Raw genomic sequence first — 13,271 nt, 5'->3', positions numbered from 1 at the left:
TGCTCGCGTGCTGCCTCGCCATGTTGTGGCAGGACTGACATTTGTCACGAAACACGCTTGACCTGGTCCTGAGCTGGGACGAATCTGGCAGGTATGACGGCCGCCGCGGCGCCCAATCCCGCTCCCGAACCCCAGGACCGCCGCCACCGCCGGACGATGCGCACCCGCGCGGCCATCGAGGCGGCGGCCCTGAAGCTGTTCGCCGAGCAGGGCTTCGCCCACACCACGGTGGAGCAGATCGCCGAGGCCGCCGACATCGCTCCGCGCACGTTCTTCCGCCACTTCCCCAGCAAGGACGCCGTCCTGTTCGGCGACCAGAACCGGGAGGCGGAGCGGATGCGCGAGGTGCTGGCCACCCGTCCCGCCGGCGAGCACCCGATGCGCTCGCTGGCCGCGGCGCTGCTCGACGCGGCCGAACGCGCCGAGCTCGACCGCGCGCAGCACCTGATGCGCGCCGAACTGCTCGACAGCCTGGAGAACGCCGGCGACTACGAGATGCACCTCATCAAGCAGCGCTCAGTCCAGGACATGGCGGGCCTGGTCGCGCAGCGGTCGGGCGCCGGGACCGACGACCCGCACACGGTCGCCTGGTCGATCATCCTGATGAGCTGCTTCGGTTCGGCCATGCACAGCTGGCTGGTCTGCACCGACGGCACGCCGCTGCGCGAGATCCTCGCCCAGGTGCTCGACGAGACGGCGGGCGGCCTCGCGCAGGCCGCCGACGTGGTCGGTTCAGCGATCAAGGATGCGGGATGAGTCCCTTGCGAACCCGGGAACAGTCCTATAGTCCGGTCATGGCCGATCCGCGGCGGCGTGTGCCCGGCACCGACCGGGTGCTGGCCGATCCCGAGGTGGCCGCCGCGACCGCGCGGCTCGGCCACCGGCTGGTCAAGCAGGCCGTGCACCTGGCGCAGGAGCGCGCCCGCAACGGCGAGATCGAGCCGGATCGGGTCGTCCCCGAAACCCTGGCCGCGCTGCCGGGTTCCGCGTCGAGCATTCGGCCGGTGCTCAACGCGACCGGCGTGCTACTGCACACCAATCTCGGGCGCGCACCGCTGTCGGACGCGGCTATCCACGCCCTGCAGCAGGCCGCCGGAACCACGAACGTCGAACTCGACCTGCACACCGGCCGGCGGGGCCCGCGTGGTGCGGCCGCCATCGCGGCGCTGCTCGCCGCCGTGCCGCGCGCGGAGGCCGCGCACGTAGTCAACAACGGTGCCGCAGCGCTCGCCCTCGCGGCGACCGCACTCGCCCAAGGCCGCGAAATCGTGTTGGCGCGCGGCGAAATGGTCGAGATCGGCGACGGATTCCGCATTCCCGAACTCCTCACAGCAACGGGCGCGAGGCTGCGCGAGGTCGGCACCACCAACCGGGTCCGGCTGGACGACTACCGGTCGGCGCTGGGCCCGGACACCGGCTTCGTCCTCAAGGTGCACCCGTCGAACTTCATGATCCGCGGCTTCACCGCTGCCGTCCCGGTCTCCGCGCTGCGTGAACTCGAGGTGCCGGTGGTGGTCGACATCGGCTCGGGACTGCCGCACCCGCATCCGGCCCTGCCGCAGGAACCGGACGCGACCACGACACTTGCCGACGGAGCCGATCTGGTCATCGCCAGCGGGGACAAGCTGCTCGGCGGGCCGCAAGCGGGCCTGCTGCTGGGCAGCGCCGAGATCGTGCACCGGCTTCGGCGGCATCCGCTGGCCCGCGCGCTGCGCGTCGACAAGCTCACCCTCGCCGCGTTGGAAGCCACCCTTCGCGGCCCGAGCACGCCGACCGCGCAGCGGCTGCGCCAAGACCAGGCGCAACTGCTGATCCGCGCCGAACGGCTCGCGGATGCGCTCAACGCGGCCGGCGTCCCGGCCTCGGTGCAACGCAGCGAGGCGACTGTCGGCGGTGGCGGCGCGCCCGATGTCACGCTGCCCAGCGCGGCGGTTGTGCTCCCCGAACGTTTCGCGAAGCTCCTGCGCGAGGGCTGCCCGCCGGTCCTCGCCCGCACCGAACGCGGTCGCTGCCTGCTGGACCTGGCCGCGCTCTCCCCTGAACACGACGACGACCTGCGTCGCGCGGTGCTGGCGGTGGACTGATGCACGTCATCGCCACCGCCGGACACGTGGATCACGGCAAGTCGACGCTGATCCGCGAGCTCACCGGCATGGAGCCGGACCGCTGGGCGGAGGAACGCCGCCGGGGCCTGACCATCGACCTCGGGTTCGCGTGGACCCGGCTGCCCGACGGCTGCACCGCCGCCTTCGTCGACGTGCCCGGCCACGAGCGCTTCGTGCCGAACATGCTCGCCGGCATCGGTCCGGTGCCGGCGGTGCTGTTCGTCGTCGCAGCCGATGAGGGCTGGATGCCGCAGTCCGACGAGCACCTGGACGCCTTGAACGCACTCGGCGTGCGGCATGGCCTGCTCGCCGTGACCCGCTGCGACCTGGCCGCCCCCTGTGCCGCCGCCGAACAGGCCCGCGACCGGCTCCGCGCGACCACGCTGGCCGACATCCCGACCGTGCACGTCAGCGGCCGCACCGGAGCCGGCCTGGGTGAGCTGCGGCACCAGATCGACGAGCTCATCCACCGGCTGCCCGCAGCCGACCGGGATGCCGATGTGCGGCTCTGGGTGGACCGCACGTTCACCATCCGCGGCGCTGGAACGGTCGTGACCGGCACGCTTCCGGCAGGCACCCTCCGCAAAGATGCCCGGCTCCAGCTGCACCCCGCCGGCGTGGACGTGACGATCCGCGGCCTGCAGGCGCTCGGATCGTCCGAGCACCAGGTCGGCGCTGTGGCGCGCGTGGCGGTCAACCTCCGCGGCGTGGACCTCGACCAGGTGCGGCGCGGCGACGCGCTGCTGACCCCGGACCGCTGGCTGACCACCGATGTCCTCGACGTCCGGATCCGCCGCGCGACCTCGCCGACTTCCGTGGGAACCGGCGCGACACCACGGCTGCCCCGCGACCTGGTGCTGCACATCGGTGCGGCGGCGGTCGGGGCGCGCGTCCGGCCGCTCGGCCATGACACGGCGCGGCTGACGTTGCGCACCCCGCTTCCCCTCCGCATCGGCGACCGAGCGCTGCTGCGGGATCCTGGAAGCCGGCGCATCTGCGGGGGACTCGTGGTGCTCGATGTCCGCCCCCCGCAGTTGACCAGGCGGGGCGCGGCCCGCGCGCGAGCGGCCGAACTGGACACCATGGACGGCCGCCCCGACGGGGCAGCCGAGCTGCGGCGACGGGGCCTGATGCACGCCGGCGACCTTCGCGCGATGGGAGCCACACCGCCCGGGCCCGGGCGGTGGCTGCTGGGCGAGGAACACCGCGACGAACTCGGCACTCGCCTCGACGAGTTGCTGACGCAGCACCACAAGACGCACCCGCTGGAAGCCGGCATGCCCACCGAGGCCGCACGCCGCGCCCTGGACCTGCCCGATCCTGCTCTGCTGCCCCCAATCGCCGAAGCCGCCGGTGTCTCCCTGTCGGACGGACGGCTGCACAAGGGGCCAACCCCGCTCCCCGAACGCGTGCACCGCGCGGTGGAAACGATCCGGCGGGCGCTCATCGACCACCCGTTCCAGGCCCCGACGGCCGGCGAACTCGCCGAACTGGCAATCGGCGACAGGGAACTCGCCGCCGCCGCGCACGCGGGCGCGCTACTGCGCCTGGCCCCGGGCCTGGTGCTCCTGCCGGACGCCGAACAAGCGGCCGTTACGCGCTTGGCGCCGCTGCCCGAGCCGTTCACCCTCAGCCAGGCCAGGCAGGCGCTGGACACGTCGCGCCGCGTTGCGGTTCCCTTGCTGGAACTGCTCGCTCGCTGCGGCCGGACGCAACGGCTGGCCGACGGCACCCACCGCATTGTTTCTCCACCCCCGGCTCCGGGAAATACCGAGAGCGACTCGACGCTACGGCGATGAGCAGGAGTTCTGCGATCTTGCGCCCACCACCGCATGGTGAACACCGGTGGCGCCCGGGCGCCGGGGCGATGGGAGGCAGCCATGCCGCGGAAGATCTGGACCGGCTCGATCAACTTCGGCCTCGTCACCATCCCGGTCGGACTCTACGCGGCGACCGAGGACCACACGATCCAGTTCCACCAGTACGAGCGCGGGACCACCGACCGGATCCGCTACAAGCGCGTCAACGAACGCACCAGCAAAGAAGTCGGCTACAACGACATCGTCAAGGGCCGCGAGTTCGACGGCGGGGTCATCACCGTCGAGCAGTCCGAACTCGACGAGATCGCCCCCGGCCGTTCCCGCACCATCGACATCACCACCTTCGTCGACATCACCGAGATCGACCCCGTGCACTTCCAGAAGACCTACTGGCTGGCTCCCAACAGCAAGGAGCACTTCCGGCCCTACAACCTGCTGCGCCGGGCGATGCACGAAACCAGCCAAGCGGGAATCGCGACCTTCGTGCTGCGGGGCAAGCAGTACCTCACGGCGGTGCGCGCCGACGACAACGTGCTTGCGCTGAACACCCTGTTCTTCGCCGACGAAGTCCGCGATCCGAGCGAACTGGTCGGAGAGGACGGCGAGCAGGCGAAGCCGTCGGAGAAGGAACTGCAGATGGCGACCACGATCATCGAGTCGATGAGCGGGCCGTGGGAACCGGAGCAATACGAGGACACCTACACCGCGAAGGTCGAGGAGCTGCTGGCGGAGAAGGCGCGCGGCGGCGAGGTGGTGGCGGCGGAGGAACCGCCGAAGCCGACGGACGTCACCGACCTGACCGAGGCGCTGCGGCGCAGCGTCGACGAGGCGCGCAAGGGCCGCAAGCCCGCGCGATCCGAGGAGGACCTGTCCGAGCTGAGCAAGGCCGAGCTCGACGACCGGGCCAAGCGGCTGGGCATCAAGGGCCGCACCAGGTTGAAGCGGGCCGAACTCGAGAAGGCGGTCGCCGAGGCGACGGAGAAGCCCACCGGCACCGAAGGCCGCCGCTCCCGCTCCCGCAAGGCCTCCTGATTGATCAGGCGTCGAAGTCGACCGTGACCGTGTCGGTGGTCGGGAGCGATTGGCAGGTGAGGACGAACCCGTCCGCCACTTCCGATTCCTCCAGGGCGAAGTTGCGGCGCATGCGGACTTCGCCGCAGGTGACCTTCGCCCGGCAGGTGCCGCAGACGCCGCCCTTGCAGGCGAACGGCAGGTCGGGGCGGACCCGTTGGGCCGCGTCCAGGACCGGGACGTCGCGGGGCAGCGACATCGGCGTCGAACGGCCGTCGAGCACCACCGTGACCTCGCTCGTCGGCCCCTGCACCGTCGGCTCCTCGTGGCGCGCCGGTTCCGGCGGCACGTCCTCGACGTAGAACAGCTCCTGGTGGATTCGTCCGTTGACGACGCCGCTTTCGCGCAGCACGTCCTGCGCGTCGCTGACCATGCCGAACGGCCCGCACAACCACCACTGGTCCACCGAGTCGGCGTCGACCACCGTGGATAGCATCGCCCGGATCTTCGTCGCGTCCAACCGGCCGGTGAACAGCTCCGACTCGCGCGGTTCCCGCGAAAGCACGTGCACCAGCTCCAGCCGCGTCGGGTAGCGGTCCTTCAGGTCGGCGAGCTCGTCGGCGAACATCACTGTGTCGCTGCGCCGGTTGCCGTAGAGCAACGTGACGGTCGCGTCCGTCTCGCGCAGCACCGATGCCGCGATGGACAGCACGGGCGTGATCCCCGATCCGGCGGCGATGCACACGTGCCGCTCGGGTGTGGTCAGGTCTGGGGTGAAGCTGCCCGTCGGCGGCAGCACTTCGATCTCGTCGCCGGGCCGCACCTCCTGCACCAGCCAGCTGGAGAACAACCCGCCCGGCACGTGGCGCACGCCGATCCGGGGTGTTGCGCCGTGTGGGGCGCAGATCGAGTACGACCGGCGCTCCTCGCGGCCGTCGACCCGGCGGCGCAGCGTCAGCGATTGGCCCGGCTTGAAGGCGAAATCCTCGGCGAGCTCCGGTGGGACGTCGAAGCTGACGGCGACCGCGTCCTCGCACAGCCGCTCCACGTGGCTGACCCGCAGCGGGTGGAACGACGTGCGGCGACGGCCGGTCCGCGCCGGTGCGGGGGCCGCGGGTGGGTCGACGGGGGCGGGACGGACCACGTCAGATCTCCTTGATGTGCTCGAACGGTTCGTGGCACGAGCGGCATCGGCGCAGCGCCTTACACGCGGTCGCGCCGAACCGCGAGACCTGCTCGGTGTCTGGCGAACCGCACTGCGGGCAGCGGACCCGGGTCCGCGGCGAGGTCAGCGTCAGCGGCACCGGGCCGGCGGCGCGCTGCGGAGCGGCCCCCGGCGGGGCGATGCCGTACTCGGCGAGCTTCTGCCGCCCTGCCGTGCTGATCCAGTCGGTGGTCCACGGCGGGTCCAGCACGGTGCGCACCTCGACGTCGGTGAAACCGGCCTCGCTCAGCCGATTGCTGAGGTCCGCGCGCATCTCGGGCATCGCCGGGCAGCCCGAGTAGGTGGGCGTGATCGACACGATGACCTTCCCGTCTCCGGCGAGCTCGACGCCGCGCAGGACCCCGAGGTCGGCCAGCGTCAGCACCGGCAGCTCCGGGTCGGTGACCGACTCGGCAACCGCCCGGGCGTGCCGGAGGTCCGGCTTCGTGCTCGTCACCATGCCGCCTCCGGGTGCGCTCGGGCCAGGCTCTGCATCTCCGCGAGCAGGTAGCCCAGGTGCTCGGTGTGGATGCCGTCCCGGCCGGTCTGCTCGGCCACCCCGGCCAGCGCCGAAGCCTCGGGCCGCTGCAAGGTGGCCGCCGCGACGACCTGCTCCAGGACGTCGTCGAACTCGGCACGCGCCTGTGCCGGGTCGGTGCCGACGCCGACCGCGACCATCTCCTGGTCGGTCGCGTTCGGCACGAACAGTTCGTCGACCCGCGGCCACACCGCGTCGAGCCCCTGCTGCATCCGCACATGGGACACCTCGGTGCCGTCACCGAGCCGGACCATCCACTGTGCCGTGTACTCGCGGTGGTAAGCCAACTCCTTGACCCCCTTGGCCGCGATCGCCGCCAGCACCGGGTCGCGCGATTCGGCGAGCCGGGCGAACAGCGCGAGGCGCCACGTCGAGAAAACCAGCAGCCGGGCGATGGTGTGCGCGAAGTCGCCGTTGGGCGGCTCGACCAGCCGCACGTTGCGGAACTCCCGTTCGTCGCGGAAGTACGCCAGCTCGTCCTCGCCGCGCCCGCTGCCGTCGGCCTGCCCGGCGCGGGCCAGCAGCAGCCGTGCCTGGCCCAGCAGGTCGAGCGCGATGTTGGCCAGCGCCAGCTCGTCCTCCAGCTCCGGCGCGTAGGTGACCCACTCGGTCAGCCGTTGCGAGGCGATCAGTGCGTCGTCGCCGAGCATCAGGCAGTACCGGGCGAACGCGACGCCGTCCACGCCGTCCGGCAGCGCGGTGTCCACTCCGGACAGCGGATCGTCGAAGCCGGTGCCGAAGGCCCAGCGGGACTCGCCGTCGGGCTCCGCGGCGGTCAGCGCCTGGTAGGCGTTGTCGAACGACATCGGGATGACCTCAAATGTGCGGAACGTTGTCGGGGATCCGGTAGAACGTCGGGTGCCTGTACACCTTGTCGCCGCTGGGTGCGAAGAACGGGTCCTTCTCGTCCGGGCTGGACGCGGTGATCGCGTCCGCTCGGACCACCCAGATGCTCACGCCCTCGTTGCGGCGGGTGTAGAGGTTGCGGGCGTTGTGCAGCGCCATCTGCTCGTCCGCGGCGTGCAGCGAGCCCACGTGCACGTGGTTCAGACCCCGCTTGCCGCGGACGAAAACCTCGAACAGCGGCCACGAGGACCGCGGTGCGCCGGTCTCGGCGTCCGGACTCATCGCGCGACCTCCTCCCGTACGGCCTTTTTGGCAGCGTGGGCCGCTGCCGCGTCGCGCACCCACTGCCCTTGCTCGTGCGCGGCCCGGCGCCGGGCCAGCCGCTCCTCGTTGCAGGGCCCGTTGCCGGCGATGACCCGCTTGAACTCGGACCAGTCCGGCTCGCCGAAGTCGTGGTGCCCGCGCTCGTCGTTCCAGCGCAGCTCCGGGTCGGGCAGCGTGACGCCGAGCGCCTCGGCCTGCGGCACGGTCATGTCGACGAACTTCTGCCGGAGCTCGTCGTTGGTGTGCCGCTTGATCCGCCACGCCATGGACTGCTGGGTGTTGGGCGAGTCGCCGTCCGGTGGGCCGAACATCATCAGCGACGGCCACCACCAGCGGTTCGTCGCGTCCTGCACCATCTCCCGCTGCTCCGTGGTGCCGCGCATCATCGTCATCAGCAGCTCGTAGCCCTGCCGCTGGTGGAACGATTCCTCCTTGCAGATCCGCACCATGGCCCGCGCGTAAGGACCGAAGGAGCTGCGGCACAGCGGCACCTGGTTGCAGATCGCCGCCCCGTCGACCAGCCACCCGATGACGCCGATGTCGGCGAAGGTCAGCGTCGGGTAGTTGAAGATCGATGAGTACTTCTGCCGCCGCTCGATGAGCTTCTCGGTCAGCTCCGAACGGTCCACTCCGAGAGTTTCGGCCGCGGAGTACAGGTAGAGCCCGTGCCCCGCCTCGTCCTGCACCTTCGCGAGCAGGATCGCCTTGCGCCGCAGGCTCGGGGCGCGGGTCAGCCAGTTGCCCTCCGGCTGCATGCCGATGATCTCGGAGTGCGCGTGCTGGGCGATCTGCCGCACGAGGGTCTTGCGGTAGCCCTCGGGCATCCAGTCCCGCGGCTCGATGCGCTGGTCGTGCACGATCCGCTCGTCGAAGTGCTGCTGCAGCTCGGCGTCGTCGAGCCGGTCCACCGTGGTCGTCACCTGGTCACCCCTGCTCCCCCGGCCGCTTGGCCACCAGCGTCAGCACGTCGTACTTCGCCACCGAGGCGCCGTCCTGGTTGGTCACGTCCACGTCCCAGCGGACCTCGCCGTACTCGGCGCCGACCCGCGGAGTGATCTGCTTAGCGGTCATGGTCACGGTGATCTCGTCACCGGGGTAGGTCGGCGTGAGGAACCGGAGGTTCTCCAGGCCGTAGTTGGCCAGCACCGGTCCCGGGTCGGGATCCACGAACAGCCCGGCGGCGAAGGACACCACCAGGTAGCCGTGCGCCACGCGGCCGTCGAAGAACGGATTGGCCCGCGCCGCTTCCTCGTCGGTGTGCGCGTAAAAGGTGTCGCCGGTGAACTCGGCGAAGTGCTCGACGTCGTCCAGCGTCACGGTGCGCGGCCCGGCGACCACCGTGTCACCGATGCGCAGTTCGCCGAGATGCTTGCGGAACGGGTGCTTTTCGGTGATGTTGCGCGGAGTTCCGCCCACCCACTGCCCGGTGATCGCGGTCAGCGTCGCCGGGTCGGCCTGCACCGCGGTCCGCTGCATGTGGTGCAGCACGCCGCGGACGCCGCCCAGCTCCTCGCCGCCACCGGCCCGGCCCGGCCCGCCGTGGACCAGTGCGGGCAGCGGCGAACCGTGCCCGGTGTTCTCCTTCGCGTTCTCGCGGTTGAGCACCAGCATCCGGCCGTGCCGCGATGCCGCGCCCAGCACCACCTCGCGCGCGAATTCCGCGTCGGCGGTCACCACGGAACCGGCGAGGCTGCCCTTGCCGCGGCGCGCCAGCTCCACGGCCTGCGCCGCGGTCTCGTACGGCATCACCGTGCTGACCGGGCCGAAGGCCTCGACCTCGTGCGGCTGCGGCTGGTCTGGGTCGTCGCAGCGGACCAGCAGCGGCGGCAGGAACGCGCCGCGCTCCGCCTCGGCGTCCACGACGTCGACCCGCCCGGGGTCTCCGTGCACCAGCGTTCCGGCCTCCAGCAGCGCCTTCAGCGACCGCCGCACCTCCTCGCGCTGCTCCAGGCTGGCCAGCGCCCCCATCCGGACCTCCGGCGAGGCGGGGTTGCCGACGACTACCTTCGCCAACCGCTCCTTGGCGGCCGCGACCACTTCGTCGATCAGGTTCGCCGGCACCAGCGCCCGCCGGATCGCGGTGCACTTCTGCCCGGCCTTGACCGTCATCTCGGTGACCAGCTGCTTGACGAAGAGGTCGAACTCGTCGGTGCCCGGCGCGGCGTCCGGGCCCAGGATCGAGCAGTTCAGCGAGTCGGCCTCGACGTTGAACCGCACCGAGTTCGCCGCCACCACCGGGTGGGCGCGCAACCGCTGGCCGGTCGAGGCCGAGCCGGTGAACGACACCAGGTCCTGGTCGGTCAGGTGCTCGAACAGGTCGCCGACGCTGCCGCAGACCAGCTGCAGCGAGCCGTCCGGCAGTAGCCCGGAGTCGGCCATCAGCTCCACCAGCCGGTGCGTGAGGTACGCGGTCTGGCTGGCCGGTTTGATCAAGCTGGGAACCCCGGCCAGGAAGGCGGGCGCGAACTTCTCCAGCGGTCCCCACACCGGGAAGTTGAACGCGTTGATCTGCACCGCGACGCCCTGCAGCGGCGTGCAGATGTGCTGCCCGACGAACGTGCCGCCCTTGCTCAGCGGCTCGACCGCGCCGTCGACGTAGACCGTGCTGTTGGGCAGTTCCCGGCGGCCCTTGCTGGAGTAGCCGAACAGCACCCCGATGCCGCCGTCGATGTCGAACTTGGAGTCGCCGAGCGTGGCACCGGTGCGGGCCGACAGCGCGTACAGCTCCTCGCGGTGCTCGCGCAGGTGCGAGGCGAGGCTCTTCAGCAGCGCGGCACGCTGGTGGAACGTCAGCTCCGCCAGCGCCGGGCCGCCCCGGCTGCGCCCGTGCGCCAGCACCGCGGCCATGTCGATCCCCGCCGAGGAGACCCGCGCGACCTCCTCACCGGTCACCGCATCGTGCAACGGCACCCCGTTGTCCGACGGCGCGTGCCAGTCGCCCTTGACGTAGCTCCGCAGGGCAGCCATTCGCCCGACCTCCTCCGGCTGGTTCTTTAACTGACCGTTCGTTCGAAAAAGTAGCACTCGTCAAGACTGTCGCGCACCACCCGATGCAGCTAAATTCTGCTTTACCGAGCCAGGTCTGGACCGGCTTCGCCGGGAACCCTTGACAGGATCCTGCGGCGCAGGATTAATTACCGACTGTTCGCTCGGTGACGAGGCGGTGACCCAGTGCAGGAGCCCGGCGCGGCGACGCGCAACCCGGCCCAGGCCATGTTCGACGACGACCGAGCCTCGCAGGCGCTGGGAGCCCGAAGGAGTTAAAGCATGACAGCGACGACGGGCGCGCCGCGCCGGCTCGGAACCGCGCCGGATCCGGCCGACCTCGACCCCGCCGAGCGGTACTCCGCCGACGAACTCGCCGCGGTGCAGCTGGAACGCCTGCAGCGGACCCTGCACCACGCCTACGAGAACGTGCCGCTGTACCGCAGCAAGTTCGACGCGGCGGGCGTCCGGCCGGAGGACTGCCAGAGCTTGGCCGACCTGGCGAAGTTCCCGCACACCACCAAGCAGGACCTGCGGGACAACTACCCGTTCGGCCTGCTCGCCGTGCCGATGGAGCAGGTCCGGCGGCTGCACGCCTCCAGTGGCACCACGGGCAAGCCGACCGTCGTCGGCTACACCGAGCAGGACCTGGACGCCTGGGCCGATGTGGTGGCGCGCTCCATCCGCGCCGCAGGCGGGCGGCCGGGCCACAAGGTGCACATCTCCTACGGGTACGGCTTGTTCACCGGCGGGCTCGGCGCGCACTACGGGGCCGAGCGGCTCGGGTGCACCGTCATCCCGGCCTCCGGGGGGATGACCGCCCGGCAGGTGCAGATCATCCAGGACTTCCGGCCCGAGATCATCATGGTCACCCCGTCCTACATGCTCACCCTCATCGACGAGTTCGAACGGCAGGGCATCGACCCGCGCAGCACCTCGCTCGAGATCGGCATCTTCGGGGCCGAGCCGTGGACCGAGCAGATGCGGCAGGAGATCGAGGAACGGCTGGACATCGACGCGGTCGACATCTACGGCCTGTCCGAGGTGATGGGCCCCGGCGTGGCCAACGAATGCGTGGAGACCAAGGACGGGCTGCACATCTGGGAGGACCACTTCTACCCCGAGGTGATCGACCCGTTCACCGAGGAAGTGCTGCCCGACGGCACCGAGGGCGAACTCGTGTTCACCTCGCTGACCAAGCAGGCCATGCCGGTCATCCGCTACCGCACCCGGGACCTGACCCGTCTGCTGCCCGGCACGGCCCGGCCGATGCGGCGGATGACCAAGATCACCGGCCGCAGCGACGACATGATCATCCTGCGGGGCGTCAACGTCTACCCCACCCAGATCGAGGAGCTGGTGCTGCGCATCTACGGCCTGTCGCCGCATTTCCAGCTGGTGCTCACCCGCGAGGGCCGGATGGACCGGATGACGGTTCGGGTGGAGGCCCGCACCGACTGCCCGGGCGACCGCCGGGATCCGGCCGGCGCCGAGCTGGTCCGCGCGATCAAGGACGGCGTCGGCATCAGCACCGAGGTCACCGTGGTGGATCCGGACACGCTGGAGCGTTCGGTTGGCAAGCTGCGCCGCCTCGTGGACCGCCGCGAATCCGGATCCACCGGCTGAAATACTGCGAGCCATGTCGGGGAACGCTGGGCGCGCGAATCGCCGGGGTCGGCCGGGTTACGACCTCGGTCGGCTGCTGGACGTCTCCGTCCGGGTGTTCAACGAGCGCGGCTACGAGGGCACCAGCATGGAGGACCTCTCCCGCCGGCTGGGCATCACCAAGTCGGCGATCTACTACCACGTGTCCAGCAAGGACGAGCTGATGCGGCTGAGCGTCAACCGGGCGCTGGATGCGCTGTTCGCGGTCACCGAGGAAGAGGGGTCGACCACCGGTAAGGCCATCGACCGGCTGGAGCATGTGGTCCGGCGCAGCATCGAGGTGCTCGTCGACGAACTGCCGTTTGTCACGCTGCTGCTGCGGGTGCGGGGCAACACCAAGGTCGAGCGGCAGGCGCTGACCCGGCGCCGCGAGTTCGACCAGGTGGTCAGTGACCTCGTCAAGCAGGCCGAGGCGGAGGGCAGCATCCGGCCGGACGTCGACCCGGCGCTGACCAGCCGGCTGCTGTTCGGCATGGTCAACTCGGTCATCGAGTGGTACAAGCCCAGCCGCGGCCTGCGGGCCGCGCAGCTCGCCGACGCGGTCACCAAGATCGCCTTCGAGGGTCTGCGGGCCAGCGCCGACGAGCACGCGCCCGGCGCTTCCGGATCTCGCGCGCGATAAATCTCCGGAACTCCCGTCATGACGATCATCCATGCGGGACGGCTGGCGGTCCCACGCGTCACTCCAGCCCCTTTCTGCGCAGTGGTGCGGATTGTGCCGACATTGAGCACAATGGACAGTTACGCCCCGGCATCGCAATCCCCAACTTGTG

General features: G+C 70.7%; 12 protein-coding genes. 6 read left to right on the top strand and 6 right to left on the bottom strand.

The genetic code is table 11. From position 1 onward, the window contains the following. Positions 1-93: 93 nt before the first annotated feature. From FDZ84_RS30755 to FDZ84_RS30740, 4 genes are all read left to right on the top strand, one after another. A complete protein-coding gene (locus FDZ84_RS30755; protein WP_168588731.1) occupies positions 94-756 on the top strand; it encodes a TetR/AcrR family transcriptional regulator in 663 nt (220 codons plus the stop codon). A 38-nt stretch (positions 757-794) separates the two neighbouring features. Beyond that, a complete protein-coding gene (gene selA, locus FDZ84_RS30750) occupies positions 795-2,084 on the top strand; it encodes an L-seryl-tRNA(Sec) selenium transferase (RefSeq protein WP_210435778.1) in 1,290 nt (429 codons plus the stop codon). After that, positions 2,084-3,904 carry a selenocysteine-specific translation elongation factor gene (gene selB, locus FDZ84_RS30745; protein ID WP_168588729.1) on the top strand — a complete coding sequence of 607 codons (1,821 nt, stop codon included), beginning with the start codon at positions 2,084-2,086 and terminating at the stop codon, positions 3,902-3,904. The genes selA and selB overlap by 1 nt, the downstream gene beginning before the upstream one ends. Positions 3,905-3,985: 81 nt before the next feature. Then, a complete protein-coding gene (locus FDZ84_RS30740; protein ID WP_168588728.1) occupies positions 3,986-4,957 on the top strand; it encodes a Ku protein in 972 nt (323 codons plus the stop codon). Between the two features lie 4 nt (positions 4,958-4,961). Here FDZ84_RS30740 and paaE read toward each other — a convergent pair whose 3' ends face one another. From paaE to paaZ, 6 genes are read right to left on the bottom strand one after another with little or no spacing between them, the layout of a single operon-like run. After that, positions 4,962-6,080, bottom strand: a complete 1,119-nt coding sequence (paaE, locus tag FDZ84_RS30735) for a 1,2-phenylacetyl-CoA epoxidase subunit PaaE (protein ID WP_168588727.1) — start codon at positions 6,078-6,080, stop codon at positions 4,962-4,964. Position 6,081: 1 nt separating this feature from the next. Continuing rightward, the gene (gene paaD / locus FDZ84_RS30730; RefSeq protein ID WP_168588726.1) at positions 6,082-6,600 is read right to left on the bottom strand and encodes a 1,2-phenylacetyl-CoA epoxidase subunit PaaD; all 519 of its coding nucleotides are present in this window, start codon (positions 6,598-6,600) and stop codon (positions 6,082-6,084) included. Next, entirely contained in the window at positions 6,594-7,484 is an 891-nt protein-coding gene (paaC, locus tag FDZ84_RS30725; protein ID WP_168588725.1) for a 1,2-phenylacetyl-CoA epoxidase subunit PaaC, read from the bottom strand. The genes paaD and paaC overlap by 7 nt, the downstream gene beginning before the upstream one ends. A gap of 10 nt (positions 7,485-7,494) precedes the next feature. Beyond that, positions 7,495-7,806, bottom strand: a complete 312-nt coding sequence (paaB, locus tag FDZ84_RS30720; RefSeq protein WP_168588724.1) for a 1,2-phenylacetyl-CoA epoxidase subunit PaaB — start codon at positions 7,804-7,806, stop codon at positions 7,495-7,497. Beyond that, positions 7,803-8,756 carry a 1,2-phenylacetyl-CoA epoxidase subunit PaaA gene (gene paaA / locus FDZ84_RS30715; RefSeq protein ID WP_168590461.1) on the bottom strand — a complete coding sequence of 318 codons (954 nt, stop codon included), beginning with the start codon at positions 8,754-8,756 and terminating at the stop codon, positions 7,803-7,805. The genes paaB and paaA overlap by 4 nt, the downstream gene beginning before the upstream one ends. Positions 8,757-8,772: 16 nt before the next feature. Further along, positions 8,773-10,815 (bottom strand): phenylacetic acid degradation bifunctional protein PaaZ, encoded by a 2,043-nt coding sequence (gene paaZ, locus FDZ84_RS30710; protein WP_168588723.1) that lies wholly within the window; start codon positions 10,813-10,815, stop codon positions 8,773-8,775. A 300-nt stretch (positions 10,816-11,115) separates the two neighbouring features. Between paaZ and paaK the strand changes: the two genes are divergently transcribed. Together paaK and FDZ84_RS30700 are read left to right on the top strand one after the other, a co-directional pair. Then, positions 11,116-12,459 carry a phenylacetate--CoA ligase PaaK gene (gene paaK, locus FDZ84_RS30705; RefSeq protein WP_168588722.1) on the top strand — a complete coding sequence of 448 codons (1,344 nt, stop codon included), beginning with the start codon at positions 11,116-11,118 and terminating at the stop codon, positions 12,457-12,459. A 13-nt stretch (positions 12,460-12,472) separates the two neighbouring features. Further along, complete coding sequence (locus FDZ84_RS30700; protein WP_168588721.1) at positions 12,473-13,120, top strand: TetR/AcrR family transcriptional regulator; 648 nt, start codon at positions 12,473-12,475, stop codon at positions 13,118-13,120. Positions 13,121-13,271: the final 151 nt, after the last annotated feature.

It is taken from the genome of Saccharopolyspora sp. ASAGF58, from assembly GCF_012277335.1.
In the GTDB taxonomy this organism is placed as follows: Bacteria; Actinomycetota; Actinomycetes; order Mycobacteriales; family Pseudonocardiaceae; genus Saccharopolyspora; species Saccharopolyspora hattusasensis.
Note: the sequence above shows the minus strand (reverse complement) of the source record. Positions and strands in the feature narration are given on the sequence as shown.